This window comes from Bradyrhizobium sp. C-145 (assembly GCF_023375135.1).
Lineage (GTDB): Bacteria > Pseudomonadota > Alphaproteobacteria > Rhizobiales > Xanthobacteraceae > Bradyrhizobium > Bradyrhizobium zhanjiangense.
In genome coordinates this window covers 6845469-6860671 of the sequence record NZ_CP088150.1, presented here as the reverse complement: position 1 = coordinate 6860671, position 15203 = coordinate 6845469, and the positions used below count along the sequence as shown (strand labels likewise).

Here is a 15203-nt window from a genome sequence, read left to right as displayed (position 1 = left end):
TGCATAGACTCGCCTTCGCGCGCGCTCCGGTCCCGTTCGTGAACTATGGGCTTGTCGCAGAAAGCGGCCCCCCCCACGAAGTTCTTGCAAGTCCGAAGCCCGCACGCGAGACGTCATCTCGGTTGTGCTGGGTTAATGGGCCAACCGAAATCTAGGAGATCAAATGCTTTTCAGGATTGCAATTCGTCTCGCAATGAGCGGACTCGCCGCGGCGAGCCTCTTAGCGGGCACCGCAAATGCGCAGAATTCCCCACGGGTCATCAATGCAGGGGATTTCAACACCTACCCACCGTTCGCTTTTAAGGACATTCACTCTGGCGAATTTACTGGATTCGACCGCGATCTGTTCGAAGCCATGGCGAAGAAGATTGGTGCGACGGTCAAATGGGATTTTTTCAGCTATCAGGATCTGACGAGCTTCGCTCCGCTCAAGACCGGGCGAGTTGATATCTACGGCGGAGGGGCGATGCAGGGTCATTCCGCAAGGCGTGCGCAAGGTGTGAACTTCATTGACTACGTGAAGGAGCCCTATGTGTTTTACGCGCTCAAATCCAACGCGGAACAACTCAAGACCCCTGCCGCATTGTGCGGAAAGCGGGTCATGACGTTCCGCGGCAATGTTGGGACGGCTAAAGCGCTAGACAAGTGGAACGATGAAGTTTGCGTTAGGGCGGGGCGGCCTGCCCTGGTAAGAGTCGAGATGGACGGCGGAACACCGACGGCAAAACTGGAATTGAAGCAAGGCCGCGTGGACCTAGCCATGGGAGGGGCGGGGTCGGTCGCATACTCGAATATGTCGGAGGGCAACATCTACATGATGCTCCCGAAGCCACTCGGTGGGGCCGTGTACGGCATGGCATTCATGAACCAGAACAAGGAGCTTGGAGAGTCGCTCAAGAAGGCCCTGGATGAACTCATCGAAGACGGCACTTACGGCCAGCTTTTGAAGAAATGGAATCTACCCGTCGAGGATAGCTCGATCGGAAGAGCCACGATCAATGGCGCACCTGAGCCGGATCAGTAGCAAGCGACGTTGCTAACACCAAAGCGCGAACGCTCGCGCGTAGTTACGGACGAAGGAAGTTTGCATGCCTCAGATGTTCCGCGATGCTAAGTTGTATCGATCGATGCTCTACATCCCTGGCCACAAGCTCGACTGGATGTTGAAGGCGCCCAAATACGGAGCGGATGCCCTGATGTTTGATCTCGAAGACTCTGTCGAGGTCGCTGAGAAGGCCGGCGCCCGCGCGTCCGTCGCCGCGGCCATTCAACAGCTGCGCACCGGCTCCTTCGGGCGCTTCGTGAGGCTCAACGGATGGCGCACAGGGCGTTTACTGGACGACGTCAATGCGGTGGTCATCGATGGCCTCGACGGGGTGGGTCTTGCCAAGACTGAAGGGCCGGAAGACATTGCCGCTCTGGACCTCGTGCTTGGCGAGTTGGAGAGGTCGCGGGGGCTTCCGCTCGGCCGGATCGAGATTTGCCCGCACGCGGAAACTGCACTGGCGATGTACAGGTTCTACGAGATCTGCATGGCGTCGCCGCGAGTCAAACGTGCCGGCTATACCGGCGCGCCGGGTGGTGACCTTGCTCACTCCCTGGGCGTGCAGCCCGAAGACACGACCGAGGCCGGAAGTTACTTCGGAGCGCATTCCCTGCTGCAGGCACGCGCTGCCGGGATTCTACACGTTGCCGGCGGCATGACGGGTCAATTGAATGACCTCAATTTGGTGCGGCGAATTGGCGAGAAATCCAAGCGCATGGGAGCCTCCTGGGCATCGGCAATCCACCCTAGCCACATTCCTGTGATAAACGAGATCTACTCGCCATCCCAAACGGAGATCGACGAAGCGCGCGGTATGGTTTCTGCGTTCGCAGAGGCTGTTGCCCGTGGCGAGGCTGCGGTTCGATATAAGTCTATGCTGGTGGACTACGCAAACATCCGATGCGCTATCGATGTACTAAAGAAAGCTCAGGCAGCGGGGATCGTCGTCGGAGATGTTCCCGAAATCGAGCTACCCGCATACTAAACGGCAGATACGAGTGACGGCACTCGCGCCCCAAGTACGAGTGCATCGTTCCGCAGCCCACTTGATCTGGTCCAGCCTGGCCCGGAACAGATCGCCCGATCCCGTCGCCTTCTGCTTCTTCGGCCGCATCGCCCCCTCCGATGCGACCACGGAATTAGTCGTCCGTTAAGAAGCCGATTGCAGCGATGAACGGTCGCTGATGGCTGCGATGAAGGTGGCCAGGAAGAGGCACCAAAGAATCCTCAGCCAGGCGAGGATGCGGCGGAAGTTGTGACCGACGGCAGAGAGGATGACGTTGGCCGCATCGCCGGCGCGGCCTTTGAGGTAGCAGCGGCCGAGGTGACCATCGGCCTTCAGGTGTCCGATGATGGGTTCGATGGCAGAGCGGCGGCGCAGCTCTCGCTTGATGACACCGAAGACGCCGCGCTTCTGGCCGGAAATGAAGACACGGCGCGGGTTCTGCGCGTCATGGCCGCGGTATCCCTTGTCGACATAGGCCCGCTCGATCGCACAGCCGGTGAGTGTCTCGGTGCGGTCGATGACGTCCCGCAAGGTGTGACCGTCGTACGGGTTATCGGGTAGCGCCCTGGCGTGCAGCACGAACAGGCCGCCGGGAGCCCGGCGGTTGTTGGTGACGATGGAGGCTTTGACACCGAACTCGTAAGGCGCGGCTGCTTTGCCCTTGCCGATGCACTCCACCTCCGGAGCATGGAAGGAATACAGCTTCCAGCCGCGCTGGCGCTGCTGCTGCGAGCGGATCTGGGAGGCCCGGCCAAGCGGGAGGGCGAAGGCGTTCTCCAGCACGGCCTGACCTTCGATCTTGCGACGGATGTCGCGGATGATCCGGCCCAGCCTTGAGCGCAGGAGACGCAACTGCCGCTGATGGCGCCTGAACTGTTTGGCATGGGCGTAGCGGGAAGCCATCATGGCCGCGGTCTTGGCAATGCGAAGATAGGACTGCCGCAGCCTGATCCCGTGCTTCCTCGCCAGACGGTTGAGCCCCTTGATCGTCGCGTGCAGCAGCTTGGCATCGGTCGGGAAGCTGATGGCCTTTGGCTGCACCGTGGTATCGACTGTGACCCGCTTGAGGTCTTGGCCGCGTAACGCGCCGGCCTCGTGCGCCACCCGCAGGCTCTCGGCCAGCAGCAGTTCCAGCCTGTCGCCGAGCCGCTTGCGCCAGTGGCTCAGGTCCGAGCGCTCGTGCGGGAAGGCATGCTGGAAGAACTCTTCGCCGGTGAAGTACTGGAAATACGGGTCGTGGACCCAGCGCTCGCACATCCCCTCATCGGACAGGCCGTAAATGTGCTTGAGCAGCAGCAGCCCGATCATGAAGCGGGTCGCGATGCCCGGCCGGCCGTTCTCGCTATAGAGCGGCGCGATCTCGCCGTCGATCCAGTCCCAATCGACCTTGCCGGCGAGCTGAACCAGCTCGTGCTTCATGTTGATGATCTGGTCCAGCCTGGCCCGGAACAGATCGCCCGATCCCGTCGTCCTGTGCTTCTTCGGCCGCATCGCCACCTCCGATGCCACCACGGAATCATGACCGGCGATTCGACGGAATCCTGAAAACAAAATTGCAGGGTTCCGACGCCCGAAGCATCAAAACCCTGCAATCCAAAAACAGTCCACAACCACGAATCCGATTCTGGCTCAGTCGCTTAGCCGCTCTTCACGGACGACGAATTATGACTGGCGATTCGACGGAATCTGAAATGAAATTGCAAGCTTCCGATTCCCGAAGCATCAAAACCCTGCAATCGCAAAAAAGCCGGACTGCCAGATTACGATCCCACATCAGTCACTTGGTCGCTCTTAACGGACGACTAACTAATGTAGCCAACGAAGCAGGCAGTCCTTGGCCGGTCCCGGAAAGCCGGGGCACCGATTACTGCTCGGACAGCTCTCAGGACCTCAAGAGATCGAGGATGTACCTAACCGCAAGCTCCGTGGTCGGAATGAGAAGGTCATCGGACACGCCGAAGGTCGGCGTATGCAGATGTGAGTCGTTGCCGGGAGCTCGGCTGCCGAACCAAAAATAGATGGATGGCACGCATGCCGAGTAGAATCCGAAGTCGTCGCTGCCGTCTCCGCGCTGCTTCTCGTCGCTGAAGGCTTCGTGCCCGACGGCCGCGTGCACGAGTTGACGGAAACGATTTACCATTTCGGGATCGTTCATCACCGGCGGCTCACCGGCGCGGATGATCAATCCAGCTTGACCGCGGTGCATTGAGGCAGCGCCTTGCGCAATTTCGCGCACGCGCTGGATGAGTAACGCCCGACGGACAGGGCTGCGGGTCCTGATCGTGCCCTCCATGACGACCGACGGGCAGATTATGTTTGCCGCTTCGCCCCCACGGATGACACCAACGGTGACAACAGCACCGTCGTCGCCTGGCATTTCGCGCGAAACCACCTTCTGGACCTCGTTGACGAAGGTAGCTGCGATAGCGATCGCGTCGACGCCCTTAAACGGCGCCGCGCCATGCGCCATCTTGCCCGCAATGGTGAGCTTGAACCCATCAGCTGACTTGGTCACCGCGCCTTCGCGCGCGCCGAAGGTGCCGGCCGGAAGATCCGGAGCGACGTGAAAGCCAACCGCCCGGTCGAAGCCATCCAACAGCTTCTCTTGTTCTACCGTACGCCCACCAAGCGGCTCAGCCTCTTCCGCTGGCTGGAAGAATACGCGCACCTTGCCTGCAAAGTTTTTCCGGATCCGATTGAAGGCAAGCGCGGTCCCAAGCGCGATTGAGCCGTGCATGTCGTGACCGCACGCATGCATCACGCCTTCAACCTGCGAGCGATAGGGCAGATCCTCACGCATCTCCCGGATTGGCAGCGCATCGATGTCACCCCGAACCGCGACCGATCGCTTTGGGCCGGAGGCGGTGCCTTCGATATCAACATACAGACCGGTGTTGTGGAACACCTTGACGTCATCGATGCCGAAGCGCTCCAAAATCCCGCGGATTCGCTCTTGGGCTTTCCATTCCGCATTCGAGAGCTCTGGCTCGCGATGCATGGCATGGCGCAACTCAATCACGGCCTCGCGCTCAGCATTCGACAGGAAACCGTTGGTGTGTGTGGTCATTTCGATTTGAACCCTGATAAGCGCCATTCGAGCGAACGCTATGCGACCGAAAACCTATCTCGCCATAGACGAGAGAATCGCCCGAGTTCTAGCTCCTGAGCGCATAGATTCAGCTCGTTCTACTAACTTGGCGCCGGACTTCATCCCGGAAGCTGATAGCCTGTGCCCACAGACCGTCTGCGAGGCACTCGACACCGTGATATGAACGTGGCAATAGGGGTCTTGGTGTCCCTCGAAGCCTCCAGCACTGAAGCTGGTGTGGTCGCCTCGGGTAACACCGGCGCCCGCGTCAACAACTTGTCCGGGACCCAGCCCATCCCGATCATGCCGTGCGCGCTCACCTCTAGCGGACCCGGGATCTCGACGTAGTCAATATTAAGGTTGTATCCTTCCGTGCCGAGCTTCCGTGACTCGTGGGGTTACCGCATGATCCTAACCTTTTGCATCGAGCCGGTCGTGTTCAGAAGGACTCCTGTCTTGACAACGTTTTGTTTGCAGATGTCCCAAAGGGCCCGAAGGAGGTCTTCACCGGGCTCAAGTCGTGCGTAGATGATCTCCTCGATCTTCCCCCTGACCATGTTCCTTTTCTTTTGCATTCGATAGATCTCCAAGGTGGTTAAGATAGAACGCGTGAACTCCTCCCTGGCTTGAAGACTCAAGCTCTGCGGAAATACTACGGGTTCCTCACCTGAATTTCCGCAATGTGGCGCTTCACAAGGACGAAAATCTTCGCCTTTGCTGCGAGAATTGCGGAGCCTTCGTGTTGTCACTGCAGGCGCATCACACTGACTCAGGATGAACGTCGGCTCCTCTTTGTCCATCGACGTCACAAGTCTTCATCATGTCCACAGCCTTCGCGGCGTGCTATCCATGACCTCCATCGGCGTGGGATATCGAACGGATCTCGCCCGCGCCCGCGACGACGCTCGCGGAGCCTAAAGAGATATTTTTCCGCGACTCCCGGCCCCCCCACAATGAAAACTTCAAAATCGCGAGCTACGCAAGGAGCTCGCAGGCCAATCAACCAGTCTGAACTGATGGAGTAGTCCGTGTCACTTAGTGGCCATATTGGAAGGGCTTTAGCCGAGTTTTCGTTGAAGAGCCTTCCTGATGAAGTCATCGAAAAGGCACGGACTTGCTTGCTAAACGGGTATGGCATCGGGCTTGCCTGCCACAACACAGTCTCCGTGCGCGTGGCTCGTTCAGTGGCCTTGTCTCTGGACGTGAAAGTATCCACGGAGCGACGCTCCTGGCTCATGGGGTCAAAGTTTCGATCCCAGGTGCAGCCCTGGCGAACGCTGCGCTCTTTCATGGCCGCGGACAAGAAAATACCTGCGGCGCAGCGCATCTGGGTGCAATACTCATTCCTGTGCTCACGGCGCTCTTTGAGGCCCGACAACTACCTATGGAGCGTTTCATTCCAGCGTTGGTAGGAGGCTATGAGACGGGGGGACTCCTCGAAGGCACCTATGCGAAGTTCACCACCCCCCGAGGGCTCCGGTCATCACCCCTATACGGTGCTGTGGCAGCCGCGGCGGCGGCTGCTCGAGCGATGGGCTTGCCAGCCGGCAGATCGCGGCTGCGATTGGTAACGCTGCCTCCCTCAGCGGCGGCGGAATACTACAAACCTTCGATGACGGCACAGACGAGTGGCGGTACCAAGTTGGTGTTGCGGGTCGCACTGGCCTTGTGGCGGCCGAACTTGCGATGGCAGGATCAGACACCGCCCCGCACGCCATTGAAGGGAAGCGCGGAAACTCGAGTGCTGCTGTCACGGGTGTCTGGTTGGGCACTTTATGGTGAGCCCATCCGGACGCTGTTCACGTCGCTGGCCCAGGCCCACGTCACGCTTGGATGCTGGCGGCCGATTACAACAACGCACGACCACACTCGCAGCTCGGATGGAAAACCCCGTCGGAGTTCGCCTTCACCTGTCATCGGCACCGGGATCTGGCGCTGCGCTATGCCGAAGGCTCCGCGCCAGCTCCCCTCGCTTCCACCGCCCAACCGGGCAAATCCAACGACCGGCGCGAACTTAGAACTGGATAAAACTTGGGGGCAGGGTCACGTATCTTCAACCTACCCGCCACCAATCATCAGATCCCGAATCATGGTCGCCCATGGATTCAGAACCTTCAACAACATGCAACTGTACTGCTAGTTGCGACTGGCTCGAGCAGCAGATGCGTTGCACGATATGCTTGTAGTTTGGAGCATTTACCTCTTCAACTGGAGAGGGCTAGTGGTCGGCTACGACGACGATAGCCGTACAGGGCAGATCAATCCGCCGATCTTTGATCACGGCCGAGATTCCTCTCTTATGTGCTGTCGCTTTGAAGCGCAGAGAACGATCTGGAGATCGTTGCGGGACCGGCACGTAACTAGGCGATTGGCAGCGGCGATGCCGATCATGGTGATGGTGCCGCCGTGAGGCCAGCCTCGGCGTTGCAGCGCCGCCGCGCCGGTCTGATCACGGACTTTCGCAAGATCTTCATGTGCGAACCGAAGCGGCATCGAGCGATCCGTGGAAACTAATAGGCGGGCTCCTCAACGGCGAGAACATTCCTTGGAACTTAGGTTCACGATCAAGATTTGCCGTACGTGCAGATGCGTGCATTCGGGAACAAATGCACGTTCTCGACGTCTTAAAGTCTGCCGTGCACTCCAATTTGTAGGGGGGGTGAGGGACGCCAGTGCGAAGCCAGCCCGTTGAGTAAGCAGATGCGCGCCTTCTCGATGAGATCATCGGGAAGACTCCTTCAACGAAAACGCGGTCCGATAGCAGGTCAGTACTCCGCCGCGGCGAATCTCTGTCAGTTCCAGAACAGCCGGCGCTCCATCTTCGTGAGCCGCTCGGGCCCTTTTTCCGTGACCAGCACCGTGTCGCTGAACCCGATGCCATTCGCCATCATGAGCATGTGGAAGACCATCCCCGGCTCCAGGGCCCAAGTGGCGTCCGGCAGAAAATCCCTTCCTTGCTCGGTGATGTTCGGGCGGACGATCAGCCCGAGGGAATAGCCGCTCTTATTGGTGTAGGTTTTCTTCAGGCCGGACTGGAGAGCAGGTCTGCGGAACGCGCCGTCGACATCCGCCGCGATCGCGCCCGGCTTCATCATCGCGAATCCATCGTCCAGGATTCGGATCAACGTTTCCGCCGTCCTCATCTGGTCCGCATTTGGGCGCCCGACAATCGCGGTGCGCATGACACGGGCCGTATATTGGTTTCGGATTGCGCTTGGCTCGAAATAGAGTTGGTCGCCTTTTACGAGCTTGCGGTCCGTGATTGTTCCGTGGACCTCGTTACCGCGCTCCCCGGAGAGAATCACTGCGGAATAGGGCGGTTCGCCTCCGGCGCTCACGATTTCGTGGAACAAGATCGCAGCAAGCTCACGCTCCGTCCGGCCCGCGGCGACGCTTTCGATGCCCTTGCGCACGCCCGATTCGACGATGGCGGCCGCTTCACGGATGCAGTCTACTTCGAGCGGCGACTTGATGAATCGCAACTGCTCTACGATCTGCGGCTCCGCAACGAACTTTGCGTGAGGCAGTTGGGCCCGGAGATATCCATACCTCTCGGGCGTAAGAAACCACGAGTGTTCGTCCACGCCCACTTTGCCACCCGAGAGCCCAAGCTTGTCGAGCGCTTTCCTCACCGCGGGTGCCACGACCTCAATCACATTGGATGTGTCCGGATAGGCGACCCATTCCTTGATCGGTGAGTCTTTCTTGATCGCGTGGATTTCGACATCGCGAACGACCAGGACCGGCACCCCTTTTTGCGGCACCGCCAGCGCGTGGTAGGAGTAAAAGCCAGTGCCGATGTTGAACCCGGTCAGGTAGATGATGCTTTCGGGTTGATGCAGAAGAAGGACGGGAATATCAGCCTTCTCCATCTCCCTCTGGGTGTTGGCCAGGCGCCTGTGATATTCGTCTGGAGGAAATGCCATCGTCTTGATCTCGTGAGCGATTGAAAGACAGTGACACTACCTTTACTCTCAGGTTGAACACCTTCAAATTTGATCACTTTGCAGCCTGAATCCTGCAATTCGAGCCGGCCGACAATGCCAGCATGGGGTCGTGATAGTAGGCGTCCTTGGTCGCCCCGGACCCCTTGATTTAGTTCGCGGATTAGATCGCGTCAGTTACGATCAGCCTCGCGCGTCTTTCTTCGTTCGACGCCTTGTGCACGCCTCTTCGTCTTCCGGCAAACCATGGTGCGCGTCCGATTGACCTAGGCCAACCAGTAGATCGGGGTCCCGTAGTAGTCCCTCAGATGCATGGAGACGCCAGACTTGAGAAGCTAATGAATGGTTGCATGCACTCGTGGACATCAACCCAAATCCGCCTGTCGCCACTGGAATGGACCTGCGGAGCGGGACCGTTTGAGTCGGTTTGTTAGTTGGAAATCCGACCGCTCCTATTTCGCTTCTATCAAGCCGCCAACGACGTTGTCTGCTGTTGCTGTGGGCGTGTGGTCAACGCGGTAGCGTTGCACAGCGGCTGCGGTTGCTTCTCGCCAGACCGCCATCGGCGTGCGATAATGCCCGCCTTGGCGTGGTGGCCATCGACGTAGCCCTTGAGGTAGAGATGCTCATGCTTGAGGGAGCCGATCGATGAACACTTTGTCTCTCCAGGGGCCGCGGCCATCCATGGAGATCTTGATCCCGGCTACCGCGAGCGCGCCGGTGAAGGCGGCGCTGGTGAATTGCGAGCCTTGATCGGTGTTGAAAATCTCCGGTCGGCCGTGTCGCGCCAGGGCGTCGCCGGGCGCCGTCAGGCAGAACGAGCTGTCCATCGTATTGGATAGACGCCACGCCAGCACGGCGCGGCTCGCCCAATCGATGATCGCGACGAGATAGAGGAAGCCGCGGCCAATGGGCAAATAGGTGATGTCGGCCGCCCACACCTGGTTCGGGCGGTCGATCGTCATATTGCGCAACAGATAGGGATGGATCTTGTGACCCGGCGCCGGCTTGCTCGTGCTCGGCTTCGGACCCAGCGCCGCGCTGCCCATCTGGCGCATCAACCGCTGCACGCGCTTGCGGTTGATCGTCTCGCCCTCGGCCTTCAGCGTCGCCGTGATCCGCCGCGAGCCGAGAAATGGCCAAGCGTGAATAGCTCGTCGCTCCGCTACATCACCGCCAGATCGTTGTCGTTGGCCGGGTTTTGCAGGCGATAGACGCCGGAGCGCGCAACGCCGACCAGTTCACATTGGCGGCGGATCGACAGCCCCTTGTCGGCGCGATCGAGCATTCCGCGACGGTCCGAAACGCTCATCTTCCGGACCGCTTTGCCAAAAAATCCTGCTCCGCCGTCAATTGCCCGGTCTTGGCGTAGAGGGGTCCCCGGCCTTTTTCTCCGCCGCCTTTTCCGCGTCAAGGCCAACATTGGCGTCGAAGGCAGCGCGCTGCATGCTCCAGAAGCTGCTTCTTCCAGGCGTAGATCTGAGTCGAGTGAATCTCGTAATGCTGGGCCAAATCGGCGACCGTCGTTGCTCTCGCACCGCCTCCAAGGCGATCTTCGCCTTCAGCGCTACATCAATCTTCCGTCTCGTCTTCCTCGTCATCACCCGCCATCTAACAAACGGAGCGATCCCCTTCCAAATTAACTGATGGTCCAAAAACGGGGTCCATTTCAGCACGGTCAGGTTGGGCCATCCCGTTTCGCGAGGCGCTTCCGCGACTCGCGCGGAATCTTTCGTGCCCGACCCATCTCGCGAATCTTTTTCGGCAGTTCGCAGCTGAAGAAGTCGCGCATGTTGTCGCGCAGAGCTTCGTACTCCGGAATCTTCTCGAAGTTCGTTTTGGCATTCTCGGAGCACCCGCCCGCACACGGCCAATAATTTTTCAGCCGCCTCGATACCGTGGCGGAATCATCGGGTGCGCAGTAGAGTCAGCCGGTCTGGCGGCTGAACGGACCGGCAGTGCGCCCGCCATCGATCGCGAGTTCCGCGCCGGTAAGGTAGCTCGAAGCATCCGAAGCAAGGAAGAGCACGCCGGCGGCCACTTCCTCGGGAAGGCCCGGGCGTCCAAGGGGAACCACACGACGGGAATAGGCCTCAACGCTCGCCCTCGCTTCAGCCTGACTTTCGGGTGTAGTCACGAAGAGCTGCTCCAGCATCGGTGTGGCGGTGCTGCCGGGGTGCACAGAGTTCACGCGCACGCCGTCGTTGGCATGCGCACACTCGAGCGCCACGGCTTTTGCGAACAGGCGAACGCCGCCCTTGCTCGCGCAATAGCCGGACATGTTCGCAGTGCCATACAGGCCCGAAGTCGAGGAGATCAGCACGATCGAGCCGCCTCCGCCCCCTCTCATGAGGGGAAGCGAATGCTTCACCGCCAGGAATACGCCGTCGAGATTGACCGAGTTCTGTAGCCGCCAATCCGCCAGCGTCATGTCTACGACCGGCGCGACCTTCGCGATGCCGGCGCTCGCCACGAGCGTGTCTAGCCGGCCGTACCGGCTGCCGATCTCCCTGATGACCTGCTCCCACCGCGACTCGTCTGTCACGTCCTGCTGCATGAAGATCGCGTGGCTCTTGCGGCGCGTGATGGCCGCGACCACCTCCCTGCCCTTTCCCTCCTCGCGGTCCGCGACGATCACCGAGGCGCCTTCCTGCGCGAGCAATTCCGCGATCGCGCGGCCGATGCCCGATGCGGCGCCCGTGACGAGCGCGACTTTTCCTGCTACTTGCCCTGGCATTCTCGATCTCCTTCGTTTCATCGCCGCGCCGTGGCTATCCGAACGCGAGCATTACGGTTCTGCCGGCAGGTCCAGTTGCGCCCAATGCTGAACGCACCATCGATGATTAAGTGAAGCTCGTCACTCGCGAAATATAAGGCTGTATAAGCGTCAAGGTGAGCCTCATGAGCCGCTTTTCAGCGATGTCGAACCACCATGCCCTTCGGGTCCGATGGTCAAAAGTGGGGCCTTCGCCTGATGGCAACGCTCAGCGCTGACAATAAAAGTGGTCCGCTCTGTTCTATAATCATCCGAGCCACTTTGGTCATGCGTTTGACTGGTTCATTTGGAAGCAGAACGTCGGCTCAGGTCGCGGGCATAGATAGGGTTGTGGTATGCGATCGTAGACCGCTTGCTGCGTTCCGGCGGCGCATGAAGACGGTGAGGGTGCGAGGCTTCGATCGCGTTGTTGCGCTCCTTGAACATCCATCCGAATTCGGGATGGGTCAGGATGTAAAGATCGTTATTTCGCATGCCCTCAAGCACCAGCCGCCCGGCCTCCAGCGGCTCCATGTAGAGGAGTTCGCGAGGTGTGGTCACAGGCGTGCCTGGCGCATCTGTGGAGATGGAACTGCGAACCTCGATTTGTGACCACACGTTGCCGGGGCAATAGATCGACACGCCCACTTCGGTGTCTATCAGCTCTGCACCAAGCGCTTCCATGAGCCCGACGACGGCGAACTTTGTGGCTGAATACCCCGTGCGATTGCGAGCGGCCGCGAGACCCAGGACAGACGACGTGGCAATGATGTGGCCGCCCTCGCCATGCTCGCGGATCAGAGGAAGAAAGGCGTGGATGCCATTGAAGACGCCTGTCAGGTTTATCCTGACCTGCCAATCCCAATCGTCTTGCGTCGTTTCTCTGAGAGGCTTGACTACGCACACGCCCGCGTTATTGACCAGAACGTGGACCTTGCCGAAACGCCTAACCGTTTCGGCTGCGGCCATCTCAACGCTCGCAGAGTCACCTACTTCAAGCGGAACGGGATGGATGCGGCCTCCGAAACGATCGAGGCTTTTCATTGCGTCGTCTAGATGCGCGGACGATCGATAACCGAAAGCGATGTTCATGCCCGCGTCTGCAAAGGCCTCGACGATGCCGAGGCCGATGCCGCTCGACCCGCCAGTCACGAACGCGACCTTGCCCTCGACTTCCTTCATGTCAGCACTCCCTTTCTTATCTTGAATCCTCGTCTTCCCACAAACTCTCAGCTCATCCACGCCGGCAAGCTCCTTACTGTAGCATCGCCCGTCCGTGTTTCCACTCGAAGTACGGCGATACGTGATCGCCGGGAGCGATGACCTCGGCGATGCGCCGCCTGTCTTCGTCGATGATCTGGCCTTTCAGCGAGGACAGCGCTTTCCGAACCGATGATGGCGCTGGTGATTTGCGGCGCCTGCGCCACCGATGCGAGAGCGAAATCCGCGGCAATCTTTCGCCCTAGCCAGCCCGGCCGCGCGCTCGACCACGGGATAGACGCCATCACTCGGCCACCCGACAGATCGAATACCGCAGCGGTCGTGAAGCTGTCCTCCTGGGTCACCAGAGGCGATCGCGATCGCCGCATACACCGGCTTCCACCGAGCGAAATAGTCCGGAACGCCGATGAAATAGAGAATAACCTGCTAAGGTTAGGGCGACCACAGTAGATCGGCGCGGGCTCCGCGCGCTTGTGAGGTGTCCAGAATCCGCGCCTGTCGCGCTTGCCCAGCAGTATCTCGTCCATCTCGTCGCAGTCTCCTCACTTCGCCATCACGCGACGCGGTTATGCGCATACCACTCGTAATGCGCGGTCCAGTGCCGCGCCGTCACCAGGATCGCGATCTCCGAGGGCTTAGCGGGAAACACAGTATCGAAGCGCAGGACTTCGCCGAGCCGCGTCGCGTGACGGGCCATGTCGGGGCTGTTGAGCCACGCCATCATCGGAGCCGGCGGCTTGCCGCGTTTTCCAGCAATCGACTCGTCGTAGGTCTGCCGCTGGTTGTCGCTCATTTCGCCACGCAAAAGCAGTTTTAGGCGCATCGTTGTTTCCTCTTGGTTTCAAGCCTCGCCGTGGCGGCGACTGTAGCTTGATGACGAGCGGCGTGAGTAGCCGGCGCACACGAAGCGGCTGAATTCAACGTGCCAGCACGGTCGGTACATCGGCCCACGACTTTCGACCGAACGCCTCGATAAGCTGCAGCACTCGAGCCACCAAACACGAACTAGGCCACCCGTTGGCCGTCGCACAACACCTCGACCAGGACACGGGTGTTCTCGGAATAGTCGATCGGCACGTCCACCAAGTGGACACCGCCTTCCATGAAAGCCACCCTGCAGCGTCGGTACCAGTGCATCGACAGACTTTAAGCACGCGCCCTTCGCGCCAAACGATTCGGCGTAGCGGACGAAATCCGGATTTCCGAACGTAAGGCCGAAATCGGAGAGGTTGCGGACGGCCTGCTTCCAGCGGGTCATGCCGTAGGCCCCATCATTTCTAGCTCCTGGCTGTTCATCATAAAACCGCCATCACCGCAAACCGCTATCACCCGAGACGGCCATCATTGCCGGCGGCAACCCGCCGCCCATTGTGGCAAGCGCATTGTCGAGCAGCAGCATATTCGTAACATGAGTACTATAGTTGCGCGCCTACCAGATCTTGTACATGCCGTTATCGAGCGTAACGATGCCGTCCTCCGGCATCACTTTGCGCACGTCGTGAACTAACCGCTGCGGCGTGACAGGCCAACGGCTTTCCGTTGCCCAGTCGGCAACCCGATCCAGAATGCTCTGACTTAGCGACAGCAGCGTCTTTGCATTCGGGAGCTTTCCTTCGATACGGTCGGCAAGCAGCTCGAGACTGGGTCCCACGTCGCCGACGATCTCCGCATGCGGGCTGCTGCACTGTCGCTGGCGTATAGCTCACATGTATCACGTGAGCGCCCTTCGGCCCCATGATGAACGGCGGCTTCTCCACGGTATCATGCCCGATTGCGAGTGATCAAATCCGCCTGATTGATCGCTTCATGAACATAGTCGCTCTCGGAGAGGGCAGTCGTCCCTATGTACAGACTTGTTCCCCCGGGCACCGAGCCCTTTCCCATCTGTGTCGTGAAAAACGGAATGCCGGTACGGTGCACGAAGCCCGCTCAAACCAGTGTAGGAATAGTTGCCGCGCTTGCGATCTGTCGCGACAGCTTCGTAAGTGGTTCATGGACGCGATCACATCCACAAGCTGAAAACGCCCTCTCGACCGCTCATGATCGCCGTTTGTCCAGTGATCATGACCATCGGCATTGCGCCGAGGTGAGCATAGGCGGCCCCGGTCGAGAGGTTACGCGCGCCAGGATCGCGAGCTAGACGG

8 protein-coding genes and 4 pseudogenes are annotated in these 15203 nt (G+C 59.6%); 3 read left to right on the top strand and 9 right to left on the bottom strand.

Going from position 1 to position 15203, the window contains the following annotated elements; all coding sequences use genetic code 11:
- The first annotated feature begins 163 nt into the window (after positions 1 to 163).
- A complete protein-coding gene (locus LRP30_RS32300; protein ID WP_249757407.1) occupies positions 164 to 1024 on the top strand; it encodes a transporter substrate-binding domain-containing protein in 861 nt (286 codons plus the stop codon).
- Positions 1025 to 1088: 64 nt separating this feature from the next.
- Positions 1089 to 2030 carry a CoA ester lyase gene (locus LRP30_RS32295; RefSeq protein WP_249757406.1) on the top strand — a complete coding sequence of 314 codons (942 nt, stop codon included), beginning with the start codon at positions 1089 to 1091 and terminating at the stop codon, positions 2028 to 2030.
- Between the two features lie 165 nt (positions 2031 to 2195).
- Here LRP30_RS32295 and LRP30_RS32290 read toward each other — a convergent pair whose 3' ends face one another.
- Complete coding sequence (locus tag LRP30_RS32290) at positions 2196 to 3542, bottom strand: IS5 family transposase (protein ID WP_249757405.1); 1347 nt, start codon at positions 3540 to 3542, stop codon at positions 2196 to 2198.
- A gap of 391 nt (positions 3543 to 3933) precedes the next feature.
- Entirely contained in the window at positions 3934 to 5118 is a 1185-nt protein-coding gene (locus LRP30_RS32285) for a M20 family metallopeptidase (protein ID WP_249757404.1), read from the bottom strand.
- A 1813-nt stretch (positions 5119 to 6931) separates the two neighbouring features.
- On the opposite strand from LRP30_RS32285, the pseudogene LRP30_RS32280 reads away from it, so the two are divergent.
- A pseudogene (locus tag LRP30_RS32280) lies at positions 6932 to 7167 on the top strand (integrase core domain-containing protein); the annotation flags it as partial.
- Positions 7168 to 7931: 764 nt separating this feature from the next.
- Here LRP30_RS32280 and LRP30_RS32275 read toward each other — a convergent pair.
- The 7 genes and pseudogenes from LRP30_RS32275 to LRP30_RS32250 form a co-directional block, all read right to left on the bottom strand.
- Positions 7932 to 9065 (bottom strand): Xaa-Pro peptidase family protein, encoded by a 1134-nt coding sequence (locus LRP30_RS32275; protein ID WP_249757403.1) that lies wholly within the window; start codon positions 9063 to 9065, stop codon positions 7932 to 7934.
- A 622-nt stretch (positions 9066 to 9687) separates the two neighbouring features.
- Positions 9688 to 10266 (bottom strand): annotated as a pseudogene (locus LRP30_RS32270) (IS3 family transposase); the annotation flags it as partial.
- A complete protein-coding gene (locus LRP30_RS45080; RefSeq protein WP_256477669.1) occupies positions 10249 to 10371 on the bottom strand; it encodes a hypothetical protein in 123 nt (40 codons plus the stop codon). The gene LRP30_RS45080 and the pseudogene LRP30_RS32270, both read right to left, overlap by 18 nt.
- Before the next feature lie 639 nt (positions 10372 to 11010).
- Positions 11011 to 11820, bottom strand: coding sequence for a glucose 1-dehydrogenase (locus tag LRP30_RS32265; RefSeq protein WP_249757402.1), 810 nt, complete (start codon positions 11818 to 11820; stop codon positions 11011 to 11013).
- A gap of 321 nt (positions 11821 to 12141) precedes the next feature.
- Positions 12142 to 13020: an SDR family oxidoreductase gene (locus tag LRP30_RS32260; protein WP_249757401.1), complete on the bottom strand. Its 879-nt coding sequence runs from the start codon at positions 13018 to 13020 to the stop codon at positions 12142 to 12144.
- A gap of 595 nt (positions 13021 to 13615) precedes the next feature.
- A pseudogene (locus LRP30_RS32255) lies at positions 13616 to 13882 on the bottom strand (carboxymuconolactone decarboxylase family protein); the annotation flags it as partial.
- Positions 13883 to 14064: 182 nt separating this feature from the next.
- Positions 14065 to 15187 (bottom strand): annotated as a pseudogene (locus LRP30_RS32250) (thiamine pyrophosphate-dependent enzyme); the annotation flags it as partial.
- Positions 15188 to 15203: the final 16 nt, after the last annotated feature.